Genomic DNA, 20,474 nt, shown 5'->3' on the forward strand with positions numbered 1-20,474 from the left:
AGTATAAGCCGTGTCCAGCCCGCGCGGGCGCCTGCCCGCATGGCCAGCTGGCCGTCTCCACCGGTAACGCTGCCGCAACGGTTGCCGATGACGCAGCGCCGGACCGTTACATTTTTTACATTCGCGGGAGGTACGCCGCGGCGCCGTGCTAGACGGTACCCGGGCGCAGTGGCACGAAATGGCAGCCTTCCAGCGTCTGGCGCGTCCACTCGGTCTTGCCGACCCGGGTCATCAGCTCCAGGTGCTGGGTACGGTCGCCAATCGGCGCGACCAGCCGGCCCCCGATGGCCAGTTGCTCGAGCAGCGCCTGCGGTACCTGCAGGCCGGCTGCCGCGAGGATGATGCCGTCGAACGGCGCGACCTGGGGCAACCCAAGCATACCATCTCCGTAATGCAGGCGCAGGTTCGGCACCCGCAATGGCCGCAGGTTGGCCTTGGCCAGCTCGTGCAGCGGCTTGATGCGCTCGATCGAATAGACTTCCTGCGCGATGCAGGACAGCACGGCCGCCTGGTAGCCGCAGCCGGTGCCGATCTCCAGCACCCGCGTCAATTGCGCGCCGTTGCGCATCACCTCGAGCATGCGCGCCACGATGTACGGCTGCGAAATCGTCTGCTGGTGGCCGATCGGCAGCGAGGCGTCGATATAGGCCTGGGCCGCCAGTCCTTCGTCCATGAACATGTGCCGCGGCACGGTGTCGAGAGCGGCCAGCACGACCGGGTCGTGCACGCCCTGCTTTGCCACCCGCGTCACCATGGCCCGGCGAACGGCGTCCGAAACCAGGGCATACTGGCGCGGCGGCGCGACCCGTTCCGGCAGCGGCGCGCGCAGCGGCACGCTGGCCGGCTGCGCCTTGCGCGCCTGCTGCGCGGCGCCGTGCGCGGCATTGTGCGCCGCGTTCCGCGTCGCCGTCTGCGGCGTCGCCACCGGCGAGAACACCGGCTGCTTTTTCTGCGCCTTGTCCGTCACGGACGACAGCGGCAAGGGGAAGGAACGGGGCTTGTCGCTCATCCGAGGGCCTTTGCCAGGAGGTCGAGTTGCATCTTGTGGGTCAGGTCGATCTGCAGCGGCGTCATCGAGATCCGGCCCTGGGCCACGGCATGGAAATCGGTGCCCTCGCCCGCATCCTTGCAGGCGCCCGGCGGGCCGATCCAGTAGATCTCGCGGCCGCGCGGATCGAGCGCCTTGATGACGGGTTCGGCCTGGTGGCGCCGGCCCAGCCGGGTCGCCAGCGGCTGCCCCAGCGCGTCGTACGGCAGGTTGGGGATGTTCACGTTCAGCAGATACGGCTTCTGCAGGGCGTCGGCATAGCGCTGCACGATATCGCGCGCCGCCTTCGCGGCGGCGTCGACGTGGCTCCAGCCGTAACTGCCCTGGGAAAAGGCGATGGCGGGAATACCGAACAGATAACCTTCGGTGGCGGCCGCCACGGTACCCGAGTACAGCGTGTCGTCGCCCATATTGGGCCCGTGGTTGATGCCGGAGACGACCAGGTCGGGCGGTTCCGTCAACAGCCCCGTCAGCGCGATGTGCACGCAGTCGGTCGGCGTGCCGTTGACAAAATAAAAACCGTTGGCCGCCTGCTGCATCGACAGCGGCCGGTCCAGCGACAGCGAGTTGGAAGCGCCCGAGCGGTTGCTGTCGGGCGCCACCACGACAATATCGGCGATCTGGCTGAGCGCGTCGGCCAGCGCGTTGATGCCCGGCGCAAGGTAGCCGTCGTCGTTACTGATCAGGATTTTCATACGAAGAATTTTACCTGAAGCAACGACGCGCCAGCGCATGCGTGCCCGCGTGCGTGCCAAAAAAAGTGGCGCAGGTGGCGCTGGGTACACGCGCCTCAGCGCATGCCGATGCGCGTTTCCGACAGTTCGCCGTCGTCCGCCAGCTCGCCTTGCTCGTCCAGGCGGGGCGGGTGCGCGGCACGGTAGGCGGCGCGCGGCTGCTCCACGCCGACGATCTGGTGGCAGCCGTGGTGGCTTTCGCGCACGGCCCGGCCGCCGTCCTTCAGGCGGGTGCGCGCCTGCGCCAGCGCCTTGCGGGTGCGCACGGTGTCGGCATGTTCGGCGCCCAGCAGGCGGGTACGCAGTGTCATGACCCGCTCCAGCAGCGTGCCGGCCTGTTCCAACTCCTCCGCGTGAACCAGGATGTCGGCCCGCACGGCCAGGCTGTCCACCGTCGCAAGGTGCTCGCCGCCCAGCAGCCGCTCGTGCGAATCGATGACGGCATCCTGCAGCGCCAGCGCCTCGGGGAACTGGCCCAGCTGGGCCAGCGTGGCCGCCAGCGCCGTCGAGGCCTCCAGGGTCGCCGCCGCGCCCGCGCCCTGCATCCGTTCGCGCGCCTCCAGCACCGCTTCCTGCTGCAGCCGCGCTTCCTCGAACTTGCCCTGCTCGTACAGCACCTCGGCCAGCACGGCCTTGCTGGCCAGCGTATCGCCATGCTCGTCGCCCAGCATCAGCACGTGCAGCGCCAGGCTTTCCTCGGCACAGGCGGCCGCCCGTTCCAGCTGGCCCTCGCGCCGGTACAGCGCCGCTAGGCGCGCGAGGTCGCGCGCCAGCGGCAGCGCCACGCCGCGCCCGCCGCCCTGCTCCATCGCGGCGCGTCCTTGCTGTACCGCCGTCACGAGCGGAATCTCGGCGCGCGACTGCCACGGGCAATAGCCGCCCTCGAACCAGGCCAGGAACGCCTCGAACGCGCGCGTGACGGAAAAACGGTCGCCGTCCTCCTGTCGGCCGGCCGGCAGGTGCTCGCCGGCCGACAGGCCGCGCGACTGCTGCACCTGCACCTCGTCGAAATAGCTTTCCAGCGACATGCGCGCGTGGCCATAGGCCTGCGCCAGCAGCCGCTCGAACAGCGGCTGGTAGCCGGGCACGCCGCGCTGGACGTCGCCGCGCCGCCACAATGCGCGCTGGGCCGGATCGTCCATTTCGATGCGCGACGGCAGCGGATAGATCAGCAGCGGACGCTGCTCGTCCTCATGGCTGCGGCGCCAGGCCGTGGCGCGCTGGACCAGCGCGTCCAGCCCCTCCAGATGCTGCCGGTTCGGGGTAAACACCAGCACCAGCTTGGTGGGCAGCAGCGTCGTGCAGATGCCCGCGCTGTCGTTGCGACCGGCACGCGAGTCCACCAGCACGTGACGGAACCGGCGCGCCAGGTTGGCCGCGAACACGCGGAACAACGCGGGGCAGGCGGCAAACAGCGCCTCCCAGTCCAGCCGCGCCAGCCGCTCCGCGTGGCTTGCGTCGAGCCGGCCCGCGCGCAGCAGATACAGTGGGCGGCTGTGGTCCGCCCGCACGACATACTGCTCCCAGCCGACGGCGTCGAGCACGGCCTGCGCCAGGTCCGCGTCGTCGCGCGCGCCCGGCAGCCGGCTGCGCCGCAACAGCTGGTCGCGGCATGCCTCGAACAACTCCAGCACGCCCGGCCCTTCACCGCCGGTCCGGAAGTAGTGGTGCAGGCCGGGCGCTTCCAGGTCCCAGTCGACCATCAGGGTGGGCACCGTCGCATTGTCGCGGCGCGCCAGCAGGACGGCCAGGTTGGCGAGGGCCATCGTGCGCCCCGCGCCGCCCTTGTGCGAATGGAAGGTGACCACTTCTCCGGGTTCGTCGAGCGGTGGCAGAGACAAGCGATGCGTTTCCATGGCGGACCTTTTCAATGAGCGGATAAGCAAAATGGCGGAACTGAGCCGTTGCGCGGCGCGCGGCGGATCAGCGCGGGAAACTGGGCGGCGGGGTCGGACGCCATGGCGGCGGGATGGGCGGCAACTCGAAGCTGGCGCAATCGTGTCCGGCCGGGATGCAGTACTTCAGGTAGTGATAATGGGCGACGATGCGCTGGACGATCTTGTCGATGTCCGGCAGAAAATCGGGATTGGTCTTCAAATCGCCCGTCGCCAGCGTGTAGCGCGAGAAATCCACGTACATGCCGTCCGAGATCTGCGCCGGCAGGCTGAGCGGGTGCCGGGTCATGATGACGGGGATGATCAGGTGGCTGGGCAGCGTGTACCAGTTGCGCCGTTCCGCCTCGATCAGCTGCATCGCGGCGAACTCGCGGCGGGTATAGGCATGCGCTTCGTACTTGGGCGTGTAGATCACGATCATGCAGACGCTTTCGCACAGCGCCAGCGCGATCTTGCGATCGATATCGTCGCCGCCGCCCAGCTGCTCGCTGTCGACGAACAGTTCCTTTTCGGTGTCGAAGTGCGGCTCCAGGTAGCAGCGCAGCGCATCGATCAGGTCGTTCTTGAACTTGCTCATGTACGCATGCTGGCCGTGCGCATAGCTGAAGAAACAGCCGTAGCGGATCGTCATCTCGTCCCCTCCTGTTTCTCCCCGTATGATTTTGGCAACGTCCGATGCCAACTGTAGCAACCCGGCCGCAGGCCGGCTTTGCGCTGGCGCAAAGCCCGACTGCGCAGTCAACGACCGGTGGGGAAAAGACGGGCGAATGTTTTCTGGAAAATAGGGTCTGTCCCCATTTTCCAGGAAAGCTTGCCTTGGGACGGGGGGCTGCCCCGGTTTTGTCAGGCGCGCTTGCCGGCGCCGGTGCGGAAGAATTCGATGACTTCGGCCTGTTCGCGCGTGCGCTTGAACGGCGGCAGGCTTTGCCAGATGCGGCGGCCATATGGCTTGCTGATCACGCGCGGGTCGCACAGCATCAGCACGCCGCGGTCGCCTTCGTCGCGGATCAGGCGGCCGGCGCCCTGCTTCAGGTTGATGATCGCCTCGGGCAGCGTGTGGTGGACGAAACCGTTCATGCCCTTCTTTTCCATCACTTCGATGCGCGCGGCCAACACCGGATCGTCCGGCGGCGCGAACGGCAGCTTGTCGATGATGACGAGCGACAGCGCATCACCGCGCACGTCGACGCCTTCCCAGAAGCTCTGGCTGCCGATCAGCACGCCGTTGCCGGCCTTGCGGAACTGGTCCAGCAGCTCGGTGCGGCCACGGTCGCCCTGGACGAACAGGGGAAACTTCAGGCCGCGCTTGTCGAATTCGTCGCGCAGCCGTTCCGCCGCCCGCTTCACTGCGCGCAAGGTGGTACACAGCAGGAAGGTGCGGCCGCCCGCCGCCTCGATGACGGGCAGCGCCAGGTCCAGCACCGCGTCCGTATAGCCCATCGAATTCGGGTCGGGCAGCCCTTGTGGCACGTACAGGATGCCCTGCTCGCCGTAGTTGAACGGGCTGGGCCAGGACATGGCCGGCTCGTCGTACAGCCCCAGCTGGTGGGCGAAATGCTTGAAGTCGTTCTTTACCGCCAGGGTGGCCGACGTGAAGATCCAGCTGCGCGGCACGCCCTCGCGCTGGTTGTTGAAGATCTGCGCGATCGACAGCGGCGTCTTGTGCAGTTGCAGCGAGCTGGCGAACGCCTCGACCCAGTACACGGCTTCCTGTCCGGCCGGCACCTTGGCCTTCGGGTCGTACTGCCAGTCCTTGAACTTCTGCGCCAGCTCCACGCCGCGCACGCGGCACTGCTCCAGCGTCTCGGCCCGTTCGGCCTGGCCTTCCAGCACCTCCAGCATGCCGTCCAGCTCTTCCTTCAGCTTGGCCAGCGCGGGGAAGAAGTCGGAGGACGGCGCGATCTGCGGCAGCGACAGCCGCACGATGTCCTGCGGGAAGGTCAGGCGCAGGTCGCGCGCGGCCTTTTCCACCACCGAGACGACCGCGCCCCAGTTGGCGCCGTCGCGGGCATGCGCCAGGCCCTCGGCCAGCACGTCGCGGCACAGTTCCAGCACCTGCGCCGTCGATACGCTCTCGCCGAAGAACAGGGTCGCGGTGTCGGGCAGCTGGTGCGCCTCGTCGAAGATGATGGTGTTGGCGGACGGCAGCAGCTCGGCCACGCCGGTATCCTTCAGCGCCACGTCGGCAAAGAACAGGTGGTGGTTGACGACGACCACGTCGGCCTGCTGCGCCTCGCGCCGCGCCTTCATGACGAAGCAGTCCTCATAATACTGGCATTCCTGGCCGACGCAATTCTCGCGCGTCGACGTCACCAGGTTCCATACCGGGGCATTCTCGGGCACGCGCGCCAGCTCGGCCTTGTCGCCCGTCTGCGTCATCTTCAGGAAGCGCGAAATCTCGCGCAGGTAGCCGACGTCCTCGCGCGACGTCATGCGGCCGTTCGCCAGCGTGCGTTCCAGGTGGTAGTGGCACAGGTAGTTGGCGCGGCCCTTCAGCAGCGCCACCGAGACGGGCGCCTGCAGCGCCTTGCGCACGGTCGGGATGTCGCGCGAAAACAGCTGGTCCTGCAGGTTCTTGGTACCGGTCGAGACGATGGTCTTGCCGCCCCACAGCAGCGCGGGGACCAGGTAGGCGAACGTCTTGCCCGTGCCCGTGCCGGCCTCGGCAATCAGGGTCTGCTGCTCGGCGATCGCATGGGCGATGGCCTTGGCCATCTCGGTTTGCGATTTGCGCGGGCGAAAACCGCCCACCGCCGGCCCCAGCGGGCCGCCGGTGCCGAACAGGCGCTCGACTTCGGCATCGTGCTTGCCGACGATCGCGGCCATGGTGTCGGCAGCAGCGGAGGCAGAAGCGGCGGCGGCTCCGCTGCCCGGTACGGGCGCGGCAGGCGTCTGGTCTTGGTCGGTCAAAATAATCCAGCGAGGGTAAGCTCGGCCGCGTGGGCCGGTTGACGGCAGGTTTATGCCGGTACGTCGGGCACCAGCTGCATCTTCAGCAGCGTGATGTAATCTTTCAGTTGCAGTTTGCGTTTCTTCAAGCGGCGCAGCTGCAACTGGTCGTGGTGGCCGTCCAGCGTCAGCATTTCGATCACGGCGTCGAGGTCGCGGTGTTCCACGTCCAGTTCGATGATGCGCCGCCGGATCTCGTCTTCGTTTTTCATGGGGATACGCTACCGTAAAAACGCCCGCGCCGCAGCGCCATCGTGAGCCAATATTTTCAGCCAAGCAACAATCTATGCTGCAACAATTCGGGCTTGCAACAAAACTGCTAACCGGTGCATAGTTTAACCCAGGTAACGATGAGAAAGAAGCCACCGGCATTTTTATGAGCGAGTACAAGATCGAGGCCGGCACGGCACAACACGTCGGCAACCGCGCCGCCCAGCACGACCGCGTTGCCCTTTTTACGAGCGCGCGCGCGCCCGGCTACGTGCTGGCCGTGCTGGCCGATGGCGGTGAACGCAATGCACTGGGCGCCGACCAGGCGCTGCTGACGGCGAAACAGCTGTTCGACGAGTACAAGCCCGGCGACCCGCCCAGCCCGGAGCGCATCGGTGCGCTGCTGCGCGACATCGCGCAGGAAACCCACGATGTCCTGCTGATGAATCCGCTTGCTGCCAGTGCCGAGGCCCGTTCGACCCTGGTCCTGCTGGTGCTGACGCCGCAACGCCAGGCCGTCTGGGCGACGGTGGGCGACTCCCGGCTGTATCGTTTCGCCAACGGTGCCTGCGCGGAACGCTCCAGCGACGCCGCCTATATCGACCACCTGGTCACCATCGACAAGCTGCCACTGGAAGCCGCCCGCAAGCATCGCGGCTCGCGCCTGCTGGCCAACGTGGTCGGCAACCCCCTGAAGGCGCCGTTCGTTACCGCCGGTATGCGCGCGGACCTGCAGGCCGGCGACGCATTCCTGCTGTGCTCGGACGGCCTGTGGTCCTGGTTTTCCGACAATGAACTGGCCGCCGCCGTCTCGCGCCGGCGCCCGCGCGAAGCGGCCGAACTGCTGATCGACAAGGCACGCGAACGCGCGGCCGGCAACGGCGACAACTGCTCGATGGCGATCGTGCGGCTGGTGCCGCGCTAGCGCGCCACGCGCGCATCGTTTGACGGATTCGGCCTGCCCCCCCCGGCCGGCGGTCTACGATGAATGGCTGGCGCCGCGTCACGCGGACAGATCGGCCAGCGGGAGCTCCCATGCAGATCGACATCGACGACACGACCCTCACCGGCTTCAACACGCCTGCCAAGGCAGAAGTGAAGAAGGCTACGCAGCAGTTCGCCACCGACCTGATTGCCGAAGCGAATCGCATCGAAGGGTCGCGCAATGCGAACGCCGGTCCGCCCGAGGTGGTCAGCAGCATGGTCGTGGAAGCGACGTTGCTCGTGCGCCGCGGGCTCAGCCAGCCAAGGAAGAAATATGGCGTGAAGCTGATGCGAATATGCGCCGCGGTGCTGTCACTGGTGGTAGGCTTCTGCTACGACGCGACGAAATTGCAGGACAAGACGTATATGCTGATCTTCGTTCTTGTAGTCGCGCTCGCTATCGTTTCCGTCACGATTTCCACCATCAAGGAGTGATGCCATGGTCACGGCTGGCACTTCCCCCACCCTGCCCTACGAGCTGTTCCAGCTTAAGCAGCGCCGCGCCGACGTTCACCGCATGCGTCTGGCGTTCCAGCTGTATGCCGTGGGCGGCGCACTGGTCGGGATCGTCGCGCTGGCGCTGTATTTCCTGCGCCAGCTGCGCGTCACGCTCACCACGGCCGACGTCGCCATCCTCGTGACGGCGGGCGTCGGTCTTGCCACGTCGGTGCTGTCGGTCCTCTACCTTGCCGTGGTCCGGATGCGCGCGCGCGCCTCGATTTGTAACGATAATTATGTAGTGGCCGCCGCCGACCTGCTGGCCGAATGGATGCGCTTCGAAACGGGCGGTCGCGGCAGGCTGCAGCAGGCACACGTCGAGTTCAACCCGGCATCCGTGCGCGACATCGTCGGCCATCTGTACAGGCTCGAGCTCATCTCGCAAGACGACCGCGATACCCTCGGGGCGGCGCTGCGGCTGCGCAATGAGCTCGTGCATGGCCGGTCGCCGGCCGACCGCCGCCGGATCGAGAATATGGCGTCGATGGTGCGCGACATCACGCGTCGCATCCAGTGCGTCACACCGGCCTGCCAGCGTGAGCAGGGCACGTCGGTGCATTAGAGCGCTTATCGCGCGACAGCAAACAAAAAGCCGGCAAGCGCCGGCCTTTTCGCACCCTGGGACGGCTTATCTCGCCTGGGCCTTCTGCCTGGCCTTCTCCGCATCCGCCGCGGCCTTGGCCGCCGCTTCCTCCGCACGTTTGGCCTGCTTGGCGGCGCGCTCGGCCTTCTTGCGCGCGATCTCTTCCTGGCGCTGCTGCGACTCGCGCTGCTTCTCCTCGAAGCGCTCGACCTTCTTCGCGCGCTCGCCCGCCTCGCTGGCCCGTTGCGCGTCACGCTCGCGCAGGCGTGCCGCGTGTTCGGCCTGGCGCTGCGCCGGCGTCGTCTTCAGCGGTCGCGGCGCCGGCTTGTCGGCCGGGTTGGCGCGCGGCTTGGGCGGGTTGGCGGCCTGCTTCGCCGCGTCTTCCGCATCCTTGCGGGCACGCTCCTCCAGGTCGCGGTCGCGCTCTTCCACCGCGTGCTTGCGCTTGAAGTGGTTGGCCTCGACTTCGACCGAGCGCAGCGCCGACAGGCGCAGGCGGCGCTCTTCCTTGGCCTTGTCCAGGCAGTTGTTGACGAAGAATTTGTCGTAGCAGACGGCTTCCTGGGCCGCGTACTTGCGCTCGGCCTCGGCGCGCTCCCGCGCCACCTCGGCCAGCTTCGCGTCCGCCTCGGCGACCGTCTGCGTCGGCGCCACGGTCGTCGCCGCCGGCGCGGCAAAGGCGCCGCCCGCGAGGCCCGCCAGCAGAATCAGGGATGTCAATCGTAATGCCATATTGTTCTTGTCCGCTCCAGTTCAGGTCAGGGCCGCGGCGGCGCCGCGCTGGGCCTTTTCCATGTACTCGCGCGACTGCATCTCGACGATGCGCGACACGGTGCGATGGAATTCGTTGGCCAGCATGCCGCTCGTGTACAGCTCCTCGGGCTCCACCTCGGCCGACATGATCAGCTTGACGCCCTGGTCGTAGAACACGTCGATCAGCCAAGTGAAACGGCGCGCCTCGGACGACTGCCCGGCCGACATCATCGGCACCCCGGACAATATCACGGTATGGAAGCGGCTGGCGATTTCGAGGTAGTCGTTCTGCGAGCGCGGGCCGCCGCACAGCGTCTTGAAATCGAACCAGATCACGGTGCCGGCGCGGCGCAGCGCGCGGATCTCGCGGTTCTCGATGACGATGCGCGGGTCCTCGTCCTTCTGCGTCTCGGCCAGGCCGGCGAAGGCGGCCCGCAGCTTCTCGTCGGTCGCCGTGTTGAGCGGCATGTAGTAGGCCTGCACCTGCTCCAGCGCGCGGCCGCGGTAGTCCACGCCCGCGTCCACGTTCAGCACGTCCATCTTTTCCTTCAAGAGCGCGATGGTGGGCAGGATCCGGTCGCGGTGCAGGCCGTCCGGGTACAGCGTGGAGGGCTCGTAGTTCGAGGTCATGATGAACGACACGCCATTGTCGTACAGCGCCTTCATCAGGTTGTACAGGATCATCGCGTCGGCCACGTCGGAAACGTGGAACTCGTCGAAGCAGATCAGGCGGTATTTCTTGGCGATGCGCTTGGCGACCTCGTCGAGCGGGTCGGCGATGCCCATCAGCTCGTCGAGCTGCAGGTGCACTGCGCGCATGAATTCATGGAAGTGCAGGCGCGTCTTGCGCACCACCGGCACGACCGAGTAGAACGAATCCATCAGGAACGACTTGCCGCGCCCCACCCCGCCCCACATGTAGACGCCGCGCGGCGGTTCCGGCCGGTTGATCAGGCGCTTGAAGCTGTTCGAGCGCTGGGCCTTGTAGGCCACCCATTCGTCGTAGCACTGCTGCAGCCGCTCGACGGCGCGACGTTGCGCTTCGTCCGGCTTGAAATTGCGCTGCTCCAGCGCGTGCTGGTAGAACTCGAGGACGTTCATCGTTGGATTCGTTTCGTACAAAGACACCGGGCCGGCACAGGGCCGGCCCGGTCAGGCGTCAAGCGATGCTTAGAAGTTCAGCGTGCGCTTGTCGATTGCCAGGGCCGCTTCCTTGGTCGCTTCGGACAGCGACGGGTGGGCGTGGCAGATGCGGGCGATGTCCTCGGCCGAAGCCTTGAACTCCATCGCCACGACGGCTTCGGAGATCAGCTCGGAAGCCATCGGGCCGATGATGTGGACGCCCAGGATTTCATCGGTCGTCGCGTCGGCCAGGAACTTGACCATGCCGGAAGTGTCGCCCAGCGCGCGGGCGCGGCCGTTCGCCAGGAACGGGAACGTGCCGGCCTTGTAGGCCACGCCGTCCGCCTTCAGCTGCTGCTCGGTACGACCGACCCAGGCGATTTCCGGCGAGGTGTAGATCACCCAAGGAATCGTGTCGAAGTTGGTGTGACCGTGCTGGCCGGCGATACGCTCGGCCACGGCAACGCCTTCCTCTTCCGCCTTGTGCGCCAGCATCGGGCCGCGCACGACGTCGCCGATCGCCCACACGTTCGGCAGGTTGGTCTTGCAGTCGCCGTCGACGGCGATGAAGCCGCGCTCGTCCAGCTTCAGGCCGGCCTTGTCGGCGTTCAGGCCGTTGGTGTTCGGCGTGCGGCCGATCGAGACGATCAGCTTGTCGAACGTGCCTTCCTGCGCGGCGCCCTTGGCGTCCGTGTACTTGACGGTGACGTTGTTCTCGCCCGTCGTCACGCTGTCGATCTTCACGCCCAGGTGGATGCCCAGGCCCTGCTTGGTGAACATCTTGAACGCTTCCTTGGCGATCTGCTCGTCGACCGCGCCCAGGAACGTCGGCAGGCCTTCCAGCACGGTCACTTCCGCGCCCAGGCGGCGCCACACCGAGCCCATTTCCAGGCCGATCACGCCGGCGCCGATGACGCCCAGCTTGGCCGGCACGGCATCGATCGCCAGCGCGCCCGTGTTCGACAGGATCAGTTTCTCGTCGAACGGTGCGCCCGGCAGCGCGCGGGCATTCGAGCCCGTCGCCACGATGATCTGCTTGCCGACGATCGTTTCAGCCGTCGGGCCGGAGATCTCGATCGGGTAGCCTTCGCCGGTGGCGGCACCGGCGAACGCGCCGCGGCCGTGGAAGAAGGTGACCTTGTTCTTCTTGAACAGGAACAGGATGCCGTCGTTGTTCTGCTTGACGACCGTGTTCTTACGCTTGAGCATCTGCGGCAGGTTCAGCGACAGGCCGGCGACGTCGATGCCGTGTTCCTTGAACGCGTGGCCCGCATGCTCGAAGTGCTCGGACGACTGCAGCAATGCCTTGGACGGGATGCAGCCCACGTTGGTGCAGGTGCCGCCCGGTGCCGGGCCGCCTTTTTCGTTGGCCCACTCGTCGATACAGGCGACGGAGAAGCCCAGCTGAGCCGCGCGGATCGCCGCGATATAGCCGCCGGGACCGGCGCCGATCACTACCACATCAAATTGCTTACTCATATTTTTTTCCAATCAGGTCGCTTCCGGGCAGCGTTTCTTCCGGAACGAATATCCACAACAGTATGTAAATCACCAGCCCGAAGCCGAACGACACCGTAAACAGCACGAACACCAGGCGCCAGATCCATGCCTCGACACCCGAGACCTGGCCGATGCCGCCGCACACGCCGCCGATCCAGCGGTCGGTGCGCGAACGGCGCAGGCGCGAGAACTCGCTGGCCAGGTCGCCGTTGCCGGCCGGCGCCGCTTGCGGCGCGTCCAGCAGGCGCGCCTTGGCGCGGGCGAATTCCTCGTCGCTCAGCGCGCCGGCCTGGTGCAGCTCGTGCAGGCGCTTGATTTCATCGGAGATCATGGTTGGCTCCTTGGGGTTGGGGTCTGTCCCCGCAGGGGACTGACCCCGGTTTTATCTGCGGCGGTGGTGAAAACCGGGGACAGTCCCGTAGGGACAGTCCCCAAGCATCCAGCGCAGCTGGTGCGCCGCGATTACAGGTCCAGCAGCAGGCGCGCCGGATCTTCCAGCGCTTCCTTCATCGCCACCAGGCCCAGCACGGCTTCGCGGCCGTCGATGATACGGTGGTCGTACGACATCGCCAGGTAGTTCATCGGGCGGATGACGATCTCGCCGTTCTCGACGACAGCGCGGTCCTTGGTCGCGTGCACGCCCAGGATGGCCGACTGCGGCGGGTTGATGATCGGGGTCGACAGCATCGAGCCGAACGTACCGCCGTTCGAGATCGAGAACGTGCCGCCGGTCAGGTCGTCCAGGGTCAGCTTGCCTTCCTTGGCTTTTTGGCCGAATTCGCCGATCTTCTTCTCGATCTCGGCGATGCTCATCTGGTCGGCGTCGCGCAGGATCGGCACGACCAGGCCGCGTGGCGAACCGACGGCGATACCGATGTCGAAGTAGCCGTGGTAGACGATGTCGTTACCGTCGACCGAGGCGTTCAGGATCGGGTACTTCTTCAGCGCGGCCACGGCGGCCTTGACGAAGAAGGACATGAAGCCCAGCTTGACGCCGTGCTCCTTCTCGAACTTGTCCTTGTACTTGTTGCGCAGGTCCATCACCGGCTTCATGTTCACTTCGTTGAACGTGGTCAGGATGGCGTTGGTCGACTGCGATTCCACCAGGCGCTCGGCGATACGGGCGCGCAAGCGGCTCATCGGCACGCGCTCTTCCGGACGGTCGCCCAGCTTCAGCGCGGACGGCGCCGAGACTTGCTGCAGGGCCGGCTTGGCGGCGGCCGGCTTAGCGGCCGGTGCCGCGGCTGGGGCCGCGGCTGGCTTGGCGGAGGCGGCCAGGGCGTCGCCCTTGGTCACGCGGCCGTCCTTGCCGGAGCCGGCGACGTCGGTCGCGGACAGGCCTTTTTCGGACAGGATCTTGGCGGCAGCCGGCATGGCGACGTCGCCCTTGGCGCCACCGGTGACAGCGGCGGCGGCCGGTGCGGCAGCAGGTGCCTCGGTCTGGACCGGCGCGGCGGTCACCGGCAGCGGCGAGGCCATGGCGGTGCCTTCGGTATCGATGATGGCGATCACTTCGTCGGCGACGACGGTGGCGCCGTCGTTCTTGATGATCTGTACCACGACGCCGGCGGCCGGGGCCGGCAGTTCCAGGACGACCTTGTCGGTCTCGATGTCGATCAGGTTTTCGTCACGGGCGACGGACTCGCCCAGTTTCTTGTGCCAGGACAGCAGGGTCGCTTCGGCGACGGATTCCGACAGTTGTGGAACTTTGACTTCGATTTGTGCCATTGATTACTCCGTGAATTCGATTATGCGTGGGTGGCCATGCGCGCCGGTGTCCCCAGGCGCGCATGGCATGCCGTTTACTTGGTCAGGATGAAGCCCTTCAGCTTCGAGAACGCCGTTTCCAGCAGTTCCTTCTGCTGGGCGTAGTGCTTGTCGTAGTAACCCACGGCAGGCGACGCGGAGGCTGGGCGGCCGGCATATGCCAGGCGCTGGCCCGCTTCCATCGACTCGAAGATGTTGTGCTGGATCTGGAACCATGGACCCTGGTTCTGCGGCTCGTCCTGCGCCCACACCACTTCGGTGGCGGCCGGGAACTTCTTCAGTTCGGCAGCAAACGCCTTGTGCGGGAACGGGTACAGCTGTTCGATACGGATGATGGCCGTATCGGATTGGCCGCGGGTCTTGCGGGCATTGGCCAGGTCGTAATACACCTTGCCGGAGCAGGCGATCACGCGCTTGACCTTCTTGGCGTCGATTTTCTCGTCGACTTCACCGATCACGGTCTGGAACGCACCTTTGGCCAGTTCGGACAGCGGCGAACCGGCATCCTTGTTACGCAGCAGCGACTTCGGCGTCAGCACGACCAGGGGCTTCCTGAACTGGCGCACCATCTGGCGGCGCAGCAGGTGGAAGATCTGCGACGCGGTGGTCGGCTGCACCACTTGCATATTGTTGTCCGCGCACAGCTGCAGGAAGCGCTCCGGGCGCGCGGAGCTGTGCTCCGGACCCTGGCCTTCGTAGCCGTGCGGCAGCAGCATCACGAGGCCGGAAGCGCGGCCCCACTTGACTTCGCCGGAGCTGATGAACTGGTCGATGACGACCTGCGCGCCATTGACGAAGTCGCCGAACTGGGCTTCCCAGATCGTCAGCGTGTTCGGCTCGGCGGTCGAGTAGCCGTATTCGAAGCCCAGCACCGCTTCTTCCGACAGCACGGAGTCGATCACGGTGAACGGTGCCTGGTTGTCCGAGATGTTCTGCAGCGGCACGTAGGTGCCCGCATCCCAGCGCTCGCGGTTCTGATCGTGCAGCACGGCGTGGCGGTGCGTGAACGTGCCGCGGCCGGCGTCCTGGCCGGTCAGGCGCACGGCATAGCCGGACGACACCAGCGAGGCGTAGGCCAGGTGTTCGCCCATGCCCCAGTCCAGGTTCAGTTCGCCTTTACCCATGTTGGCACGGTCGGCCAGCACTTTTTCCACCAGCGAGTGCACCTTGAAGCCTTCCGGCACGGTGGTGATGCGGGTGGCCAGGCGCTTCAGTTCCGTCAGCGGCACGGCGGTGTCGGCCGCGTCGGTCCACTTGCGGTTCAGGAACGGCAGCCAGTCGACGGCGAACTTGTTCTTGAAATTCGAGATGACCGGATCGACCGTGTGCTTGCCGGCGTCCATGGCGGCGCGGTAGGCCGCGACCATCTGGTCGCCGCCGTCGGCCGGGATCACGCCCTGCGCGGCCAGCTTTTCGGCGTACAGGCGGCGGGTGCCCGGATGCTGGGCGATCTTCTTGTACATCAGCGGCTGCGTCAGCGCCGGCGTGTCCTGCTCGTTGTGACCCAGCTTGCGGTAGCAGATGATGTCGACCACGATGTCCTTCTGGAACTGCGCGCGGTAGTCCAGCGCGATCTGCGAGGCCAGCACGCAGGCTTCCGGATCGTCGGCATTCACGTGCAGCACCGGTGCCTCGATCATCTTGACGACGTCGGAGCAGTAGATCGTCGACCGCGCGTCGCGCGGGTCGGACGTGGTGAAGCCGATCTGGTTGTTGATGACGATGTGCACCGTGCCGCCCGTGCCGTAGCCGCGGGTCTGCGCCAGGTTCAGCGTCTCCATCACGACGCCCTGGCCGGCGAAGGCGGCGTCGCCGTGCACCAGGATCGGCAGCACTTGCTTGCCTTCCTTGTCGCCGCGGCGGTCCATGCGCGCCTTGACGGAACCCTCGACCACCGGGTTGACGATCTCCAGGTGGGAAGGATTGAACGCCAGCGACAGGTGGACCGGGCCACCGGCGGTGGAGATGTCGGACGAGAAGCCCTGGTGGTATTTCACGTCGCCGGCCGGCAGGTCGTCGCCGTGCTTGCCTTCGAATTCCTCGAACAGGTCTTTCGGGGCCTTGCCCAGGGTGTTGACCAGCACGTTCAGGCGGCCACGGTGGGCCATGCCGATGACGATTTCCTGCACGCCTTTTTCACCGGCGCGCTGGATGATCTCGTCGATCGAGGCGATGAACGTCTCGCCGCCTTCCAGCGAGAAGCGCTTCTGGCCGACGTATTTGGTGTGGAGGTAGCGTTCCAGGCCTTCGGCCGCGGTCAGGCGCTCCAGGATGTGCTTTTTCTTTTCCGGGGAGAAGTTCGGCGTGGAGCGGATCGACTCCAGGCGTTCCTGCAGCCAGCGCTTCTCGGCCGGGTCGGAGATGTACATGAATTCCGCGCCGATCGAACGGGTGTACGTGTCGCGCAGGAAGTTGGTCAGGTCGCGCAGGGACGCGGTTTCCGGACCAAAGTAGGTGTTGCTGATGTTGAACACGGTGTCCATGTCCGCATCCGTGAAACCGTAGGACGCAGGGTCCAGTTCCGGGATGGACGGACGCTCCTGGCGCTGCAGCGGGTCCAGGTTGGCCCAGCGCGAACCCAGGTAGCGGTAGGCGGCGATCAGTTGCGTGGCGGCAACGCGCTTGCGGCCCATTTCCGGGTCGCCCGAGGCGACCACGGTGCGGATCGGGCCGGCCTTGGCGCGCTCGGCGAACGAGGCGATGACGGAGGCGTGGGCGACGTCCGGTTTATTGGAGCCATCGACGGCAGGCACGTGCTGCATGGCGTCGAAATACGCGCGCCAGTTGTCGGGAACGGAACCTGGATTCTCCAGGTACGCCTCGTAGAGCTCCTCTACGTACGGCGCATTCCCACCGAACAGGTAGGAGTTGGACGTCAGTTGTTGCATCATTCTTGCTCACCTTTCTTCGCGCTTCGCGAGGAATTAGCGGGTTAATCTAACCTTCCGCGACACGGCCTGACCGGTTAGCGGATCGCACATCAAGTTGTGGGGGGAAGGACTGTACACCTAAGAGAGAACCGGAAATGGCAGCCGCCCGCGCGGATATTTGGCAGGCAACAGCTCCTCCGAAATTTCAACAATGGTTGTTTAGCATAGCACGGCGCGTTGAGGTACGACAACCGAAGCTTGTAACAGTCATGTTAAACACGGCGCGCCGTTACCGGGAAAATGGGGACAGACCCCATTTTTTCAGCAATGTTCTGCCGGACGGCTCGCTGGACTTCGCCATCTAGATCATTTATTCTAGATACACGTCCCTCAAGAGCCGCACGATGACCGCCCCTGCCCTGCCGAAACCCACGCCGTCCGAACTGGAGATGCTGCGCCTGCTGTACGCGCTCGGGCCCGCCACGGCCAAGCAGGTCCATGCAGCGGCGCTGGAAACCCGGCCGGAGCAGACCTACGCGACCGTGCTGCGGCTGCTGCAGGTAATGCACGGCAAGGGCCTGCTGACGCGCGACGAGAGCGCCCGCGCCCACGTGTACGCGCCGGCCCAGGCGCAGGATGCCGTCCAGACCAGCCTGCTCAAGGACCTGATCCACAAAGCCTTTGCCGGCTCCGGCAAGGCGCTGGTGATGGCGGCGCTGCGCGGCGGCCACGTCAGCGCGCGCGAGCGGGCCGAGATCCAGGCCCTGCTCGACGAAGACAACGGCCGCGCCTGACTTATCCCCTGTCATCACCGTGACACCGCGTCGCCAAACGCGCGGCACAAATTTGTTTTTTCGATCACACTGAGGTGGTACGAAACGGCCGCCCGCCGGCAGCGGCCGAGCCCCACGCGCCGGCACGTTCCAGGAAGGAATGGGTACCAGATCGGCATCGAAACAGCATCATCTTGCTTTGCTAAAAATTAAGAACACAGCGATTTTGCGACTTCGGGGGAAGTATGGGTGAAAGTGGGCTGCAGTCTGCCGTGGACGTCGGCGACTTGCCGTTACGCGATGTAATGGACTTGCTGGCCGGGACCTTCTACGTCCTGGACGAATCGGGATACTTCGTATTGTGGAACCAGCAGGTGGAACGGGTCACGGGCCTGTCGGGCGAGCGACTGCGCGGACTGCACATGCTGGAGGTGTTCGAGCCGGCCGACCGCCCGACGGTGGCAAAAGCGTTCTGCACCGTGTTCCAGCAGGACGAGCGCGTGCAGATCGAAGCGCGGGTACGCTCGGCCGACGGCGAGACCATCCCCTTCGCATTCTGCGCGTCGCGCCTGCTGGTCGGCGGTGGCGGCAGTTATATGTGCGGCATGGGCATGGACTTGTCGCAGCACCACCGCCAGCGCGAAAAGCTGGAACTGTTCGAGCGTGGCCTGACGGCGGCCAGCAACGGCATCGTCATCACGCGCCACGAGGGCGTCGACAACCCGATCGAATACGTCAACCCGGCCTTCGAGCGCATCAGCGGCTACGGGGCGGAGGAAGTGATGGGGCGCGATTCGCGCTTCATGGCCGCGCCGGGGCTGGACGAGGACCAGCGCGCCAGGCTGGGCGAAGCGGTGCGGGCACAGCAACCCGCCTCGGTCGTGTTCCGCAACAAGCGCAAGAACGGCGAACTGTTCTGGAATCACCTGTCCGTCACGCCCGTGCGCGACCACAGCCGCCGCGTCACCCACTTCATCGGCATCATCGAGGACATCACGGCCACCAAGCAGCGCACTTCGCAGCTGGAGCACCTCGTCACGCACGACGCGCTGACGGGCCTGGCCAACCGGGTACTGCTGCGCGACCGGCTCGACCATGCGATCCACTCGGCGCAGCGCAACCACGAGCAGGTCGCCGTCGTCATGATGGACCTGAACAAGTTCAAGGAAATCAACGACACGCTGGGCCACAACGCGGGCGACCAGGTGCTGAAGAATGTCGCGCAGCGCCTGCAGTCGGCGCTGCGCGAATCCGATACCGTGGCGCGCCTGGGCGGCGACGAGTTCGTGCTGGTGCTGGCCGAGCAGCCCAACCTGCGCTTCACCTTGCGCATGATCGACCGCGTGCGCCGCGCGATGGCGGGCGACATGGACGTCGAGGGCCGCATCCTGTCGGTGGGTGCCAGCATGGGCGTCGCCGTCTACCCGAGCGATGGCCGCAACGTGCACGACCTGTTGCAGGCGGCGGACGCGGCGATGTACGAGAGCAAGCACGGCGGGCCGGACGCCGTCCACTTCTACTCGCCGGCGATGGCCAGCACGACAGCGGCGCGCCAGCACATGGAAAACGCGCTGCGCGAAGCACTGGACCGCGACGATCTCTATCTGCTGTTCCAGCCGGACGTGTGCGTCGAAACCGGCAAGATCCTCGGCCTGGAAGCGCTGTTGCGCTGGCGCCACCCGGAGCGGGGCGAGCTGCTGCCGGCGGACTTCCTGCCGGAAGCGGAGGAAAACGGCCTGATCGTGCCGCTGGGCCGGCGCGTGCTGGAGGATGTCTGCAGCACCTTGCGCTTCCTGGCCGAGCTGGGCTACCCGGACCTGCCGATCTCGATCAACGCGTCCAGCCGCGAGTTCACGCAGCGCGACTACCTGCTGCACCTGGGCCGGCGCGTCGCCCACCACGGCATCAAGCCCACCAGCCTGGCGCTCGAACTGCACGAGGAACAGCTGATGCACGACCCGGAGCAGGCCACGCGGCTGGCCAACGGGCTGCAGGAGCTGGGCATCAGGCTGTCGGTGGACGAGTTCGGCGCGGGGCTGAACAACCTGTCCTGCCTGCGTCGCCTGCCCGTCAGCCAGCTGAAGATGACGCGGCGCCGGGTGCAGGAAATCGGCGCCACGCCCAGCGACGGCATGCTGGCCAAGACCATGCTCGACATCGGCCACAACCTGAACATCCCGGTCGTGGCGACGGGTGTCGAAACGCGCGACCAGCATGAGTTTCTGGCGGCGCACGGCTGCAGCCGGGTGCAAGGCAACTACATCAGCCAGCCGCTGGCACGGCCCGCGCTGGCGGCCTGGTTGACGGCGCATTAGCACGCTCATGCGCCGCGCCCGCTGAACCGATAGGGCGCGTAGCGCTGGCAGCACGCATGGACCCGCCGCACGACGGCCTGGCCGTAGCGGTTGCGCAACGTCAGCACGCAGTCGAACGGCTCGCCCGTGGTCCGATAGGCGTTCGGCGGCAGGGCCGGCGGCGTATCGAACGTCACCTCGACGGTCGCCTCGACCAGGTCATCCGGCGCCATCGCCAGATTTGGCAACGCACGCCGCAACCGCTCGCCATAGTTACGGGCGACCGTAACGGTGCAGGACGTTGCGGGCGCGGCCTCCCAGCGCAGCAGATCGAGCAGCACCCGGCCGGCCGGGGCGTCCGCGTACAGCTTGCCCAGCGCCCAGTGGCCTTGTACGTCGTTGTTCCTGTTGACGAACGAGTCCTGCAGGCCGGCCGCCAGGTGGCGCAATTTTCCGATGCGTCGCAATGAATGATCCCCGTATCTTGCACGCCT

The 20,474-nt window shown here is 66.2% G+C and carries 18 protein-coding genes; 5 read left to right on the forward strand and 13 right to left on the reverse strand.

Annotation, left to right across the window (positions count from 1 at the left end; all coding sequences use genetic code 11):
- Positions 1-148: 148 nt before the first annotated feature.
- From E7V67_018975 to E7V67_019000, 6 genes are all read right to left on the reverse strand, one after another.
- Positions 149-1,009: a protein-L-isoaspartate(D-aspartate) O-methyltransferase gene (locus tag E7V67_018975; GenBank protein WUR11771.1), complete on the reverse strand. Its 861-nt coding sequence runs from the start codon at positions 1,007-1,009 to the stop codon at positions 149-151.
- On the reverse strand, positions 1,006-1,743 hold the full coding sequence (gene surE / locus E7V67_018980) for a 5'/3'-nucleotidase SurE (GenBank protein ID WUR11772.1): 738 nt from the start codon (positions 1,741-1,743) through the stop codon (positions 1,006-1,008). The genes E7V67_018975 and surE overlap by 4 nt, the downstream gene beginning before the upstream one ends.
- Before the next feature lie 95 nt (positions 1,744-1,838).
- A complete protein-coding gene (locus E7V67_018985; protein WUR11773.1) occupies positions 1,839-3,623 on the reverse strand; it encodes a tetratricopeptide repeat protein in 1,785 nt (594 codons plus the stop codon).
- An 82-nt stretch (positions 3,624-3,705) separates the two neighbouring features.
- Positions 3,706-4,308: a toll/interleukin-1 receptor domain-containing protein gene (locus E7V67_018990; GenBank protein ID WUR11774.1), complete on the reverse strand. Its 603-nt coding sequence runs from the start codon at positions 4,306-4,308 to the stop codon at positions 3,706-3,708.
- Between the two features lie 212 nt (positions 4,309-4,520).
- A complete protein-coding gene (locus E7V67_018995; GenBank protein WUR16313.1) occupies positions 4,521-6,503 on the reverse strand; it encodes an ATP-dependent DNA helicase in 1,983 nt (660 codons plus the stop codon).
- 134 nt (positions 6,504-6,637) lie between these two features.
- Complete coding sequence (locus E7V67_019000) at positions 6,638-6,838, reverse strand: DUF465 domain-containing protein (protein WUR11775.1); 201 nt, start codon at positions 6,836-6,838, stop codon at positions 6,638-6,640.
- 164 nt (positions 6,839-7,002) lie between these two features.
- On the opposite strand from E7V67_019000, the gene E7V67_019005 reads away from it, so the two are divergent.
- From E7V67_019005 to E7V67_019015, 3 genes are all read left to right on the forward strand, one after another.
- On the forward strand, positions 7,003-7,761 hold the full coding sequence (locus E7V67_019005) for a protein phosphatase 2C domain-containing protein (GenBank protein WUR11776.1): 759 nt from the start codon (positions 7,003-7,005) through the stop codon (positions 7,759-7,761).
- A 110-nt stretch (positions 7,762-7,871) separates the two neighbouring features.
- The gene (locus E7V67_019010) at positions 7,872-8,255 is read left to right on the forward strand and encodes a hypothetical protein (GenBank protein WUR11777.1); all 384 of its coding nucleotides are present in this window, start codon (positions 7,872-7,874) and stop codon (positions 8,253-8,255) included.
- Positions 8,256-8,259: 4 nt separating this feature from the next.
- Entirely contained in the window at positions 8,260-8,880 is a 621-nt protein-coding gene (locus E7V67_019015; protein WUR11778.1) for a hypothetical protein, read from the forward strand.
- Between the two features lie 66 nt (positions 8,881-8,946).
- On the opposite strand, the gene E7V67_019020 is transcribed toward E7V67_019015, so the two are convergent.
- The 6 genes from E7V67_019020 to E7V67_019045 all read right to left on the reverse strand — a co-directional run bounded on the left by E7V67_019020 (position 8,947) and on the right by E7V67_019045 (position 16,934).
- Positions 8,947-9,621, reverse strand: a complete 675-nt coding sequence (locus tag E7V67_019020; protein ID WUR11779.1) for a hypothetical protein — start codon at positions 9,619-9,621, stop codon at positions 8,947-8,949.
- A gap of 33 nt (positions 9,622-9,654) precedes the next feature.
- Entirely contained in the window at positions 9,655-10,755 is a 1,101-nt protein-coding gene (gene zapE, locus E7V67_019025; protein ID WUR11780.1) for a cell division protein ZapE, read from the reverse strand.
- A gap of 69 nt (positions 10,756-10,824) precedes the next feature.
- On the reverse strand, positions 10,825-12,255 hold the full coding sequence (gene lpdA, locus E7V67_019030; protein WUR11781.1) for a dihydrolipoyl dehydrogenase: 1,431 nt from the start codon (positions 12,253-12,255) through the stop codon (positions 10,825-10,827).
- Positions 12,248-12,607: a PspC domain-containing protein gene (locus E7V67_019035; GenBank protein WUR11782.1), complete on the reverse strand. Its 360-nt coding sequence runs from the start codon at positions 12,605-12,607 to the stop codon at positions 12,248-12,250. Before E7V67_019035 ends, lpdA begins: the two co-directional genes overlap by 8 nt.
- Before the next feature lie 131 nt (positions 12,608-12,738).
- Positions 12,739-14,004 carry a 2-oxoglutarate dehydrogenase complex dihydrolipoyllysine-residue succinyltransferase gene (odhB, locus tag E7V67_019040; GenBank protein WUR11783.1) on the reverse strand — a complete coding sequence of 422 codons (1,266 nt, stop codon included), beginning with the start codon at positions 14,002-14,004 and terminating at the stop codon, positions 12,739-12,741.
- A 74-nt stretch (positions 14,005-14,078) separates the two neighbouring features.
- Positions 14,079-16,934 carry a 2-oxoglutarate dehydrogenase E1 component gene (locus tag E7V67_019045; protein ID WUR11784.1) on the reverse strand — a complete coding sequence of 952 codons (2,856 nt, stop codon included), beginning with the start codon at positions 16,932-16,934 and terminating at the stop codon, positions 14,079-14,081.
- 383 nt (positions 16,935-17,317) lie between these two features.
- Between E7V67_019045 and E7V67_019050 the strand changes: the two genes are divergently transcribed.
- Together E7V67_019050 and E7V67_019055 are read left to right on the forward strand one after the other, a co-directional pair.
- Positions 17,318-17,707 (forward strand): BlaI/MecI/CopY family transcriptional regulator, encoded by a 390-nt coding sequence (locus tag E7V67_019050; GenBank protein WUR11785.1) that lies wholly within the window; start codon positions 17,318-17,320, stop codon positions 17,705-17,707.
- Between the two features lie 284 nt (positions 17,708-17,991).
- Positions 17,992-20,001, forward strand: coding sequence for an EAL domain-containing protein (locus E7V67_019055; protein ID WUR11786.1), 2,010 nt, complete (start codon positions 17,992-17,994; stop codon positions 19,999-20,001).
- 5 nt (positions 20,002-20,006) lie between these two features.
- Here E7V67_019055 and E7V67_019060 read toward each other — a convergent pair whose 3' ends face one another.
- Entirely contained in the window at positions 20,007-20,447 is a 441-nt protein-coding gene (locus E7V67_019060; protein WUR11787.1) for a hypothetical protein, read from the reverse strand.
- Between the last annotated feature and the right edge of the window lie 27 nt (positions 20,448-20,474).

Origin of the sequence: [Empedobacter] haloabium (assembly GCA_008011715.2) — a bacterium.
Classification (GTDB): domain Bacteria; phylum Pseudomonadota; class Gammaproteobacteria; order Burkholderiales; family Burkholderiaceae_D; genus Rugamonas; species Rugamonas haloabia.

What these genes read in the sequence shown, in the direction of transcription:
- E7V67_018975 (WUR11771.1), bottom strand. Translation starts at nt 1,009, where the DNA reads ATGAGCGACAAGCCCCGTTCCTTCCCCTTGCCGCTGTCGTCCGTGACG.
- surE (WUR11772.1), bottom strand. Translation starts at nt 1,743, where the DNA reads ATGAAAATCCTGATCAGTAACGACGACGGCTACCTTGCGCCGGGCATC.
- E7V67_018990 (WUR11774.1), bottom strand. Translation starts at nt 4,308, where the DNA reads ATGACGATCCGCTACGGCTGTTTCTTCAGCTATGCGCACGGCCAGCAT.
- E7V67_018995 (WUR16313.1), bottom strand. Translation starts at nt 6,503, where the DNA reads ATGGCCGCGATCGTCGGCAAGCACGATGCCGAAGTCGAGCGCCTGTTC.
- E7V67_019000 (WUR11775.1), bottom strand. Translation starts at nt 6,838, where the DNA reads ATGAAAAACGAAGACGAGATCCGGCGGCGCATCATCGAACTGGACGTG.
- E7V67_019005 (WUR11776.1), top strand. Translation starts at nt 7,003, where the DNA reads ATGAGCGAGTACAAGATCGAGGCCGGCACGGCACAACACGTCGGCAAC.
- E7V67_019010 (WUR11777.1), top strand. Translation starts at nt 7,872, where the DNA reads ATGCAGATCGACATCGACGACACGACCCTCACCGGCTTCAACACGCCT.
- E7V67_019015 (WUR11778.1), top strand. Translation starts at nt 8,260, where the DNA reads ATGGTCACGGCTGGCACTTCCCCCACCCTGCCCTACGAGCTGTTCCAG.
- zapE (WUR11780.1), bottom strand. Translation starts at nt 10,755, where the DNA reads ATGAACGTCCTCGAGTTCTACCAGCACGCGCTGGAGCAGCGCAATTTC.
- lpdA (WUR11781.1), bottom strand. Translation starts at nt 12,255, where the DNA reads ATGAGTAAGCAATTTGATGTGGTAGTGATCGGCGCCGGTCCCGGCGGC.
- E7V67_019035 (WUR11782.1), bottom strand. Translation starts at nt 12,607, where the DNA reads ATGATCTCCGATGAAATCAAGCGCCTGCACGAGCTGCACCAGGCCGGC.
- odhB (WUR11783.1), bottom strand. Translation starts at nt 14,004, where the DNA reads ATGGCACAAATCGAAGTCAAAGTTCCACAACTGTCGGAATCCGTCGCC.
- E7V67_019045 (WUR11784.1), bottom strand. Translation starts at nt 16,934, where the DNA reads ATGATGCAACAACTGACGTCCAACTCCTACCTGTTCGGTGGGAATGCG.
- E7V67_019050 (WUR11785.1), top strand. Translation starts at nt 17,318, where the DNA reads ATGACCGCCCCTGCCCTGCCGAAACCCACGCCGTCCGAACTGGAGATG.
- E7V67_019055 (WUR11786.1), top strand. Translation starts at nt 17,992, where the DNA reads ATGGACTTGCTGGCCGGGACCTTCTACGTCCTGGACGAATCGGGATAC.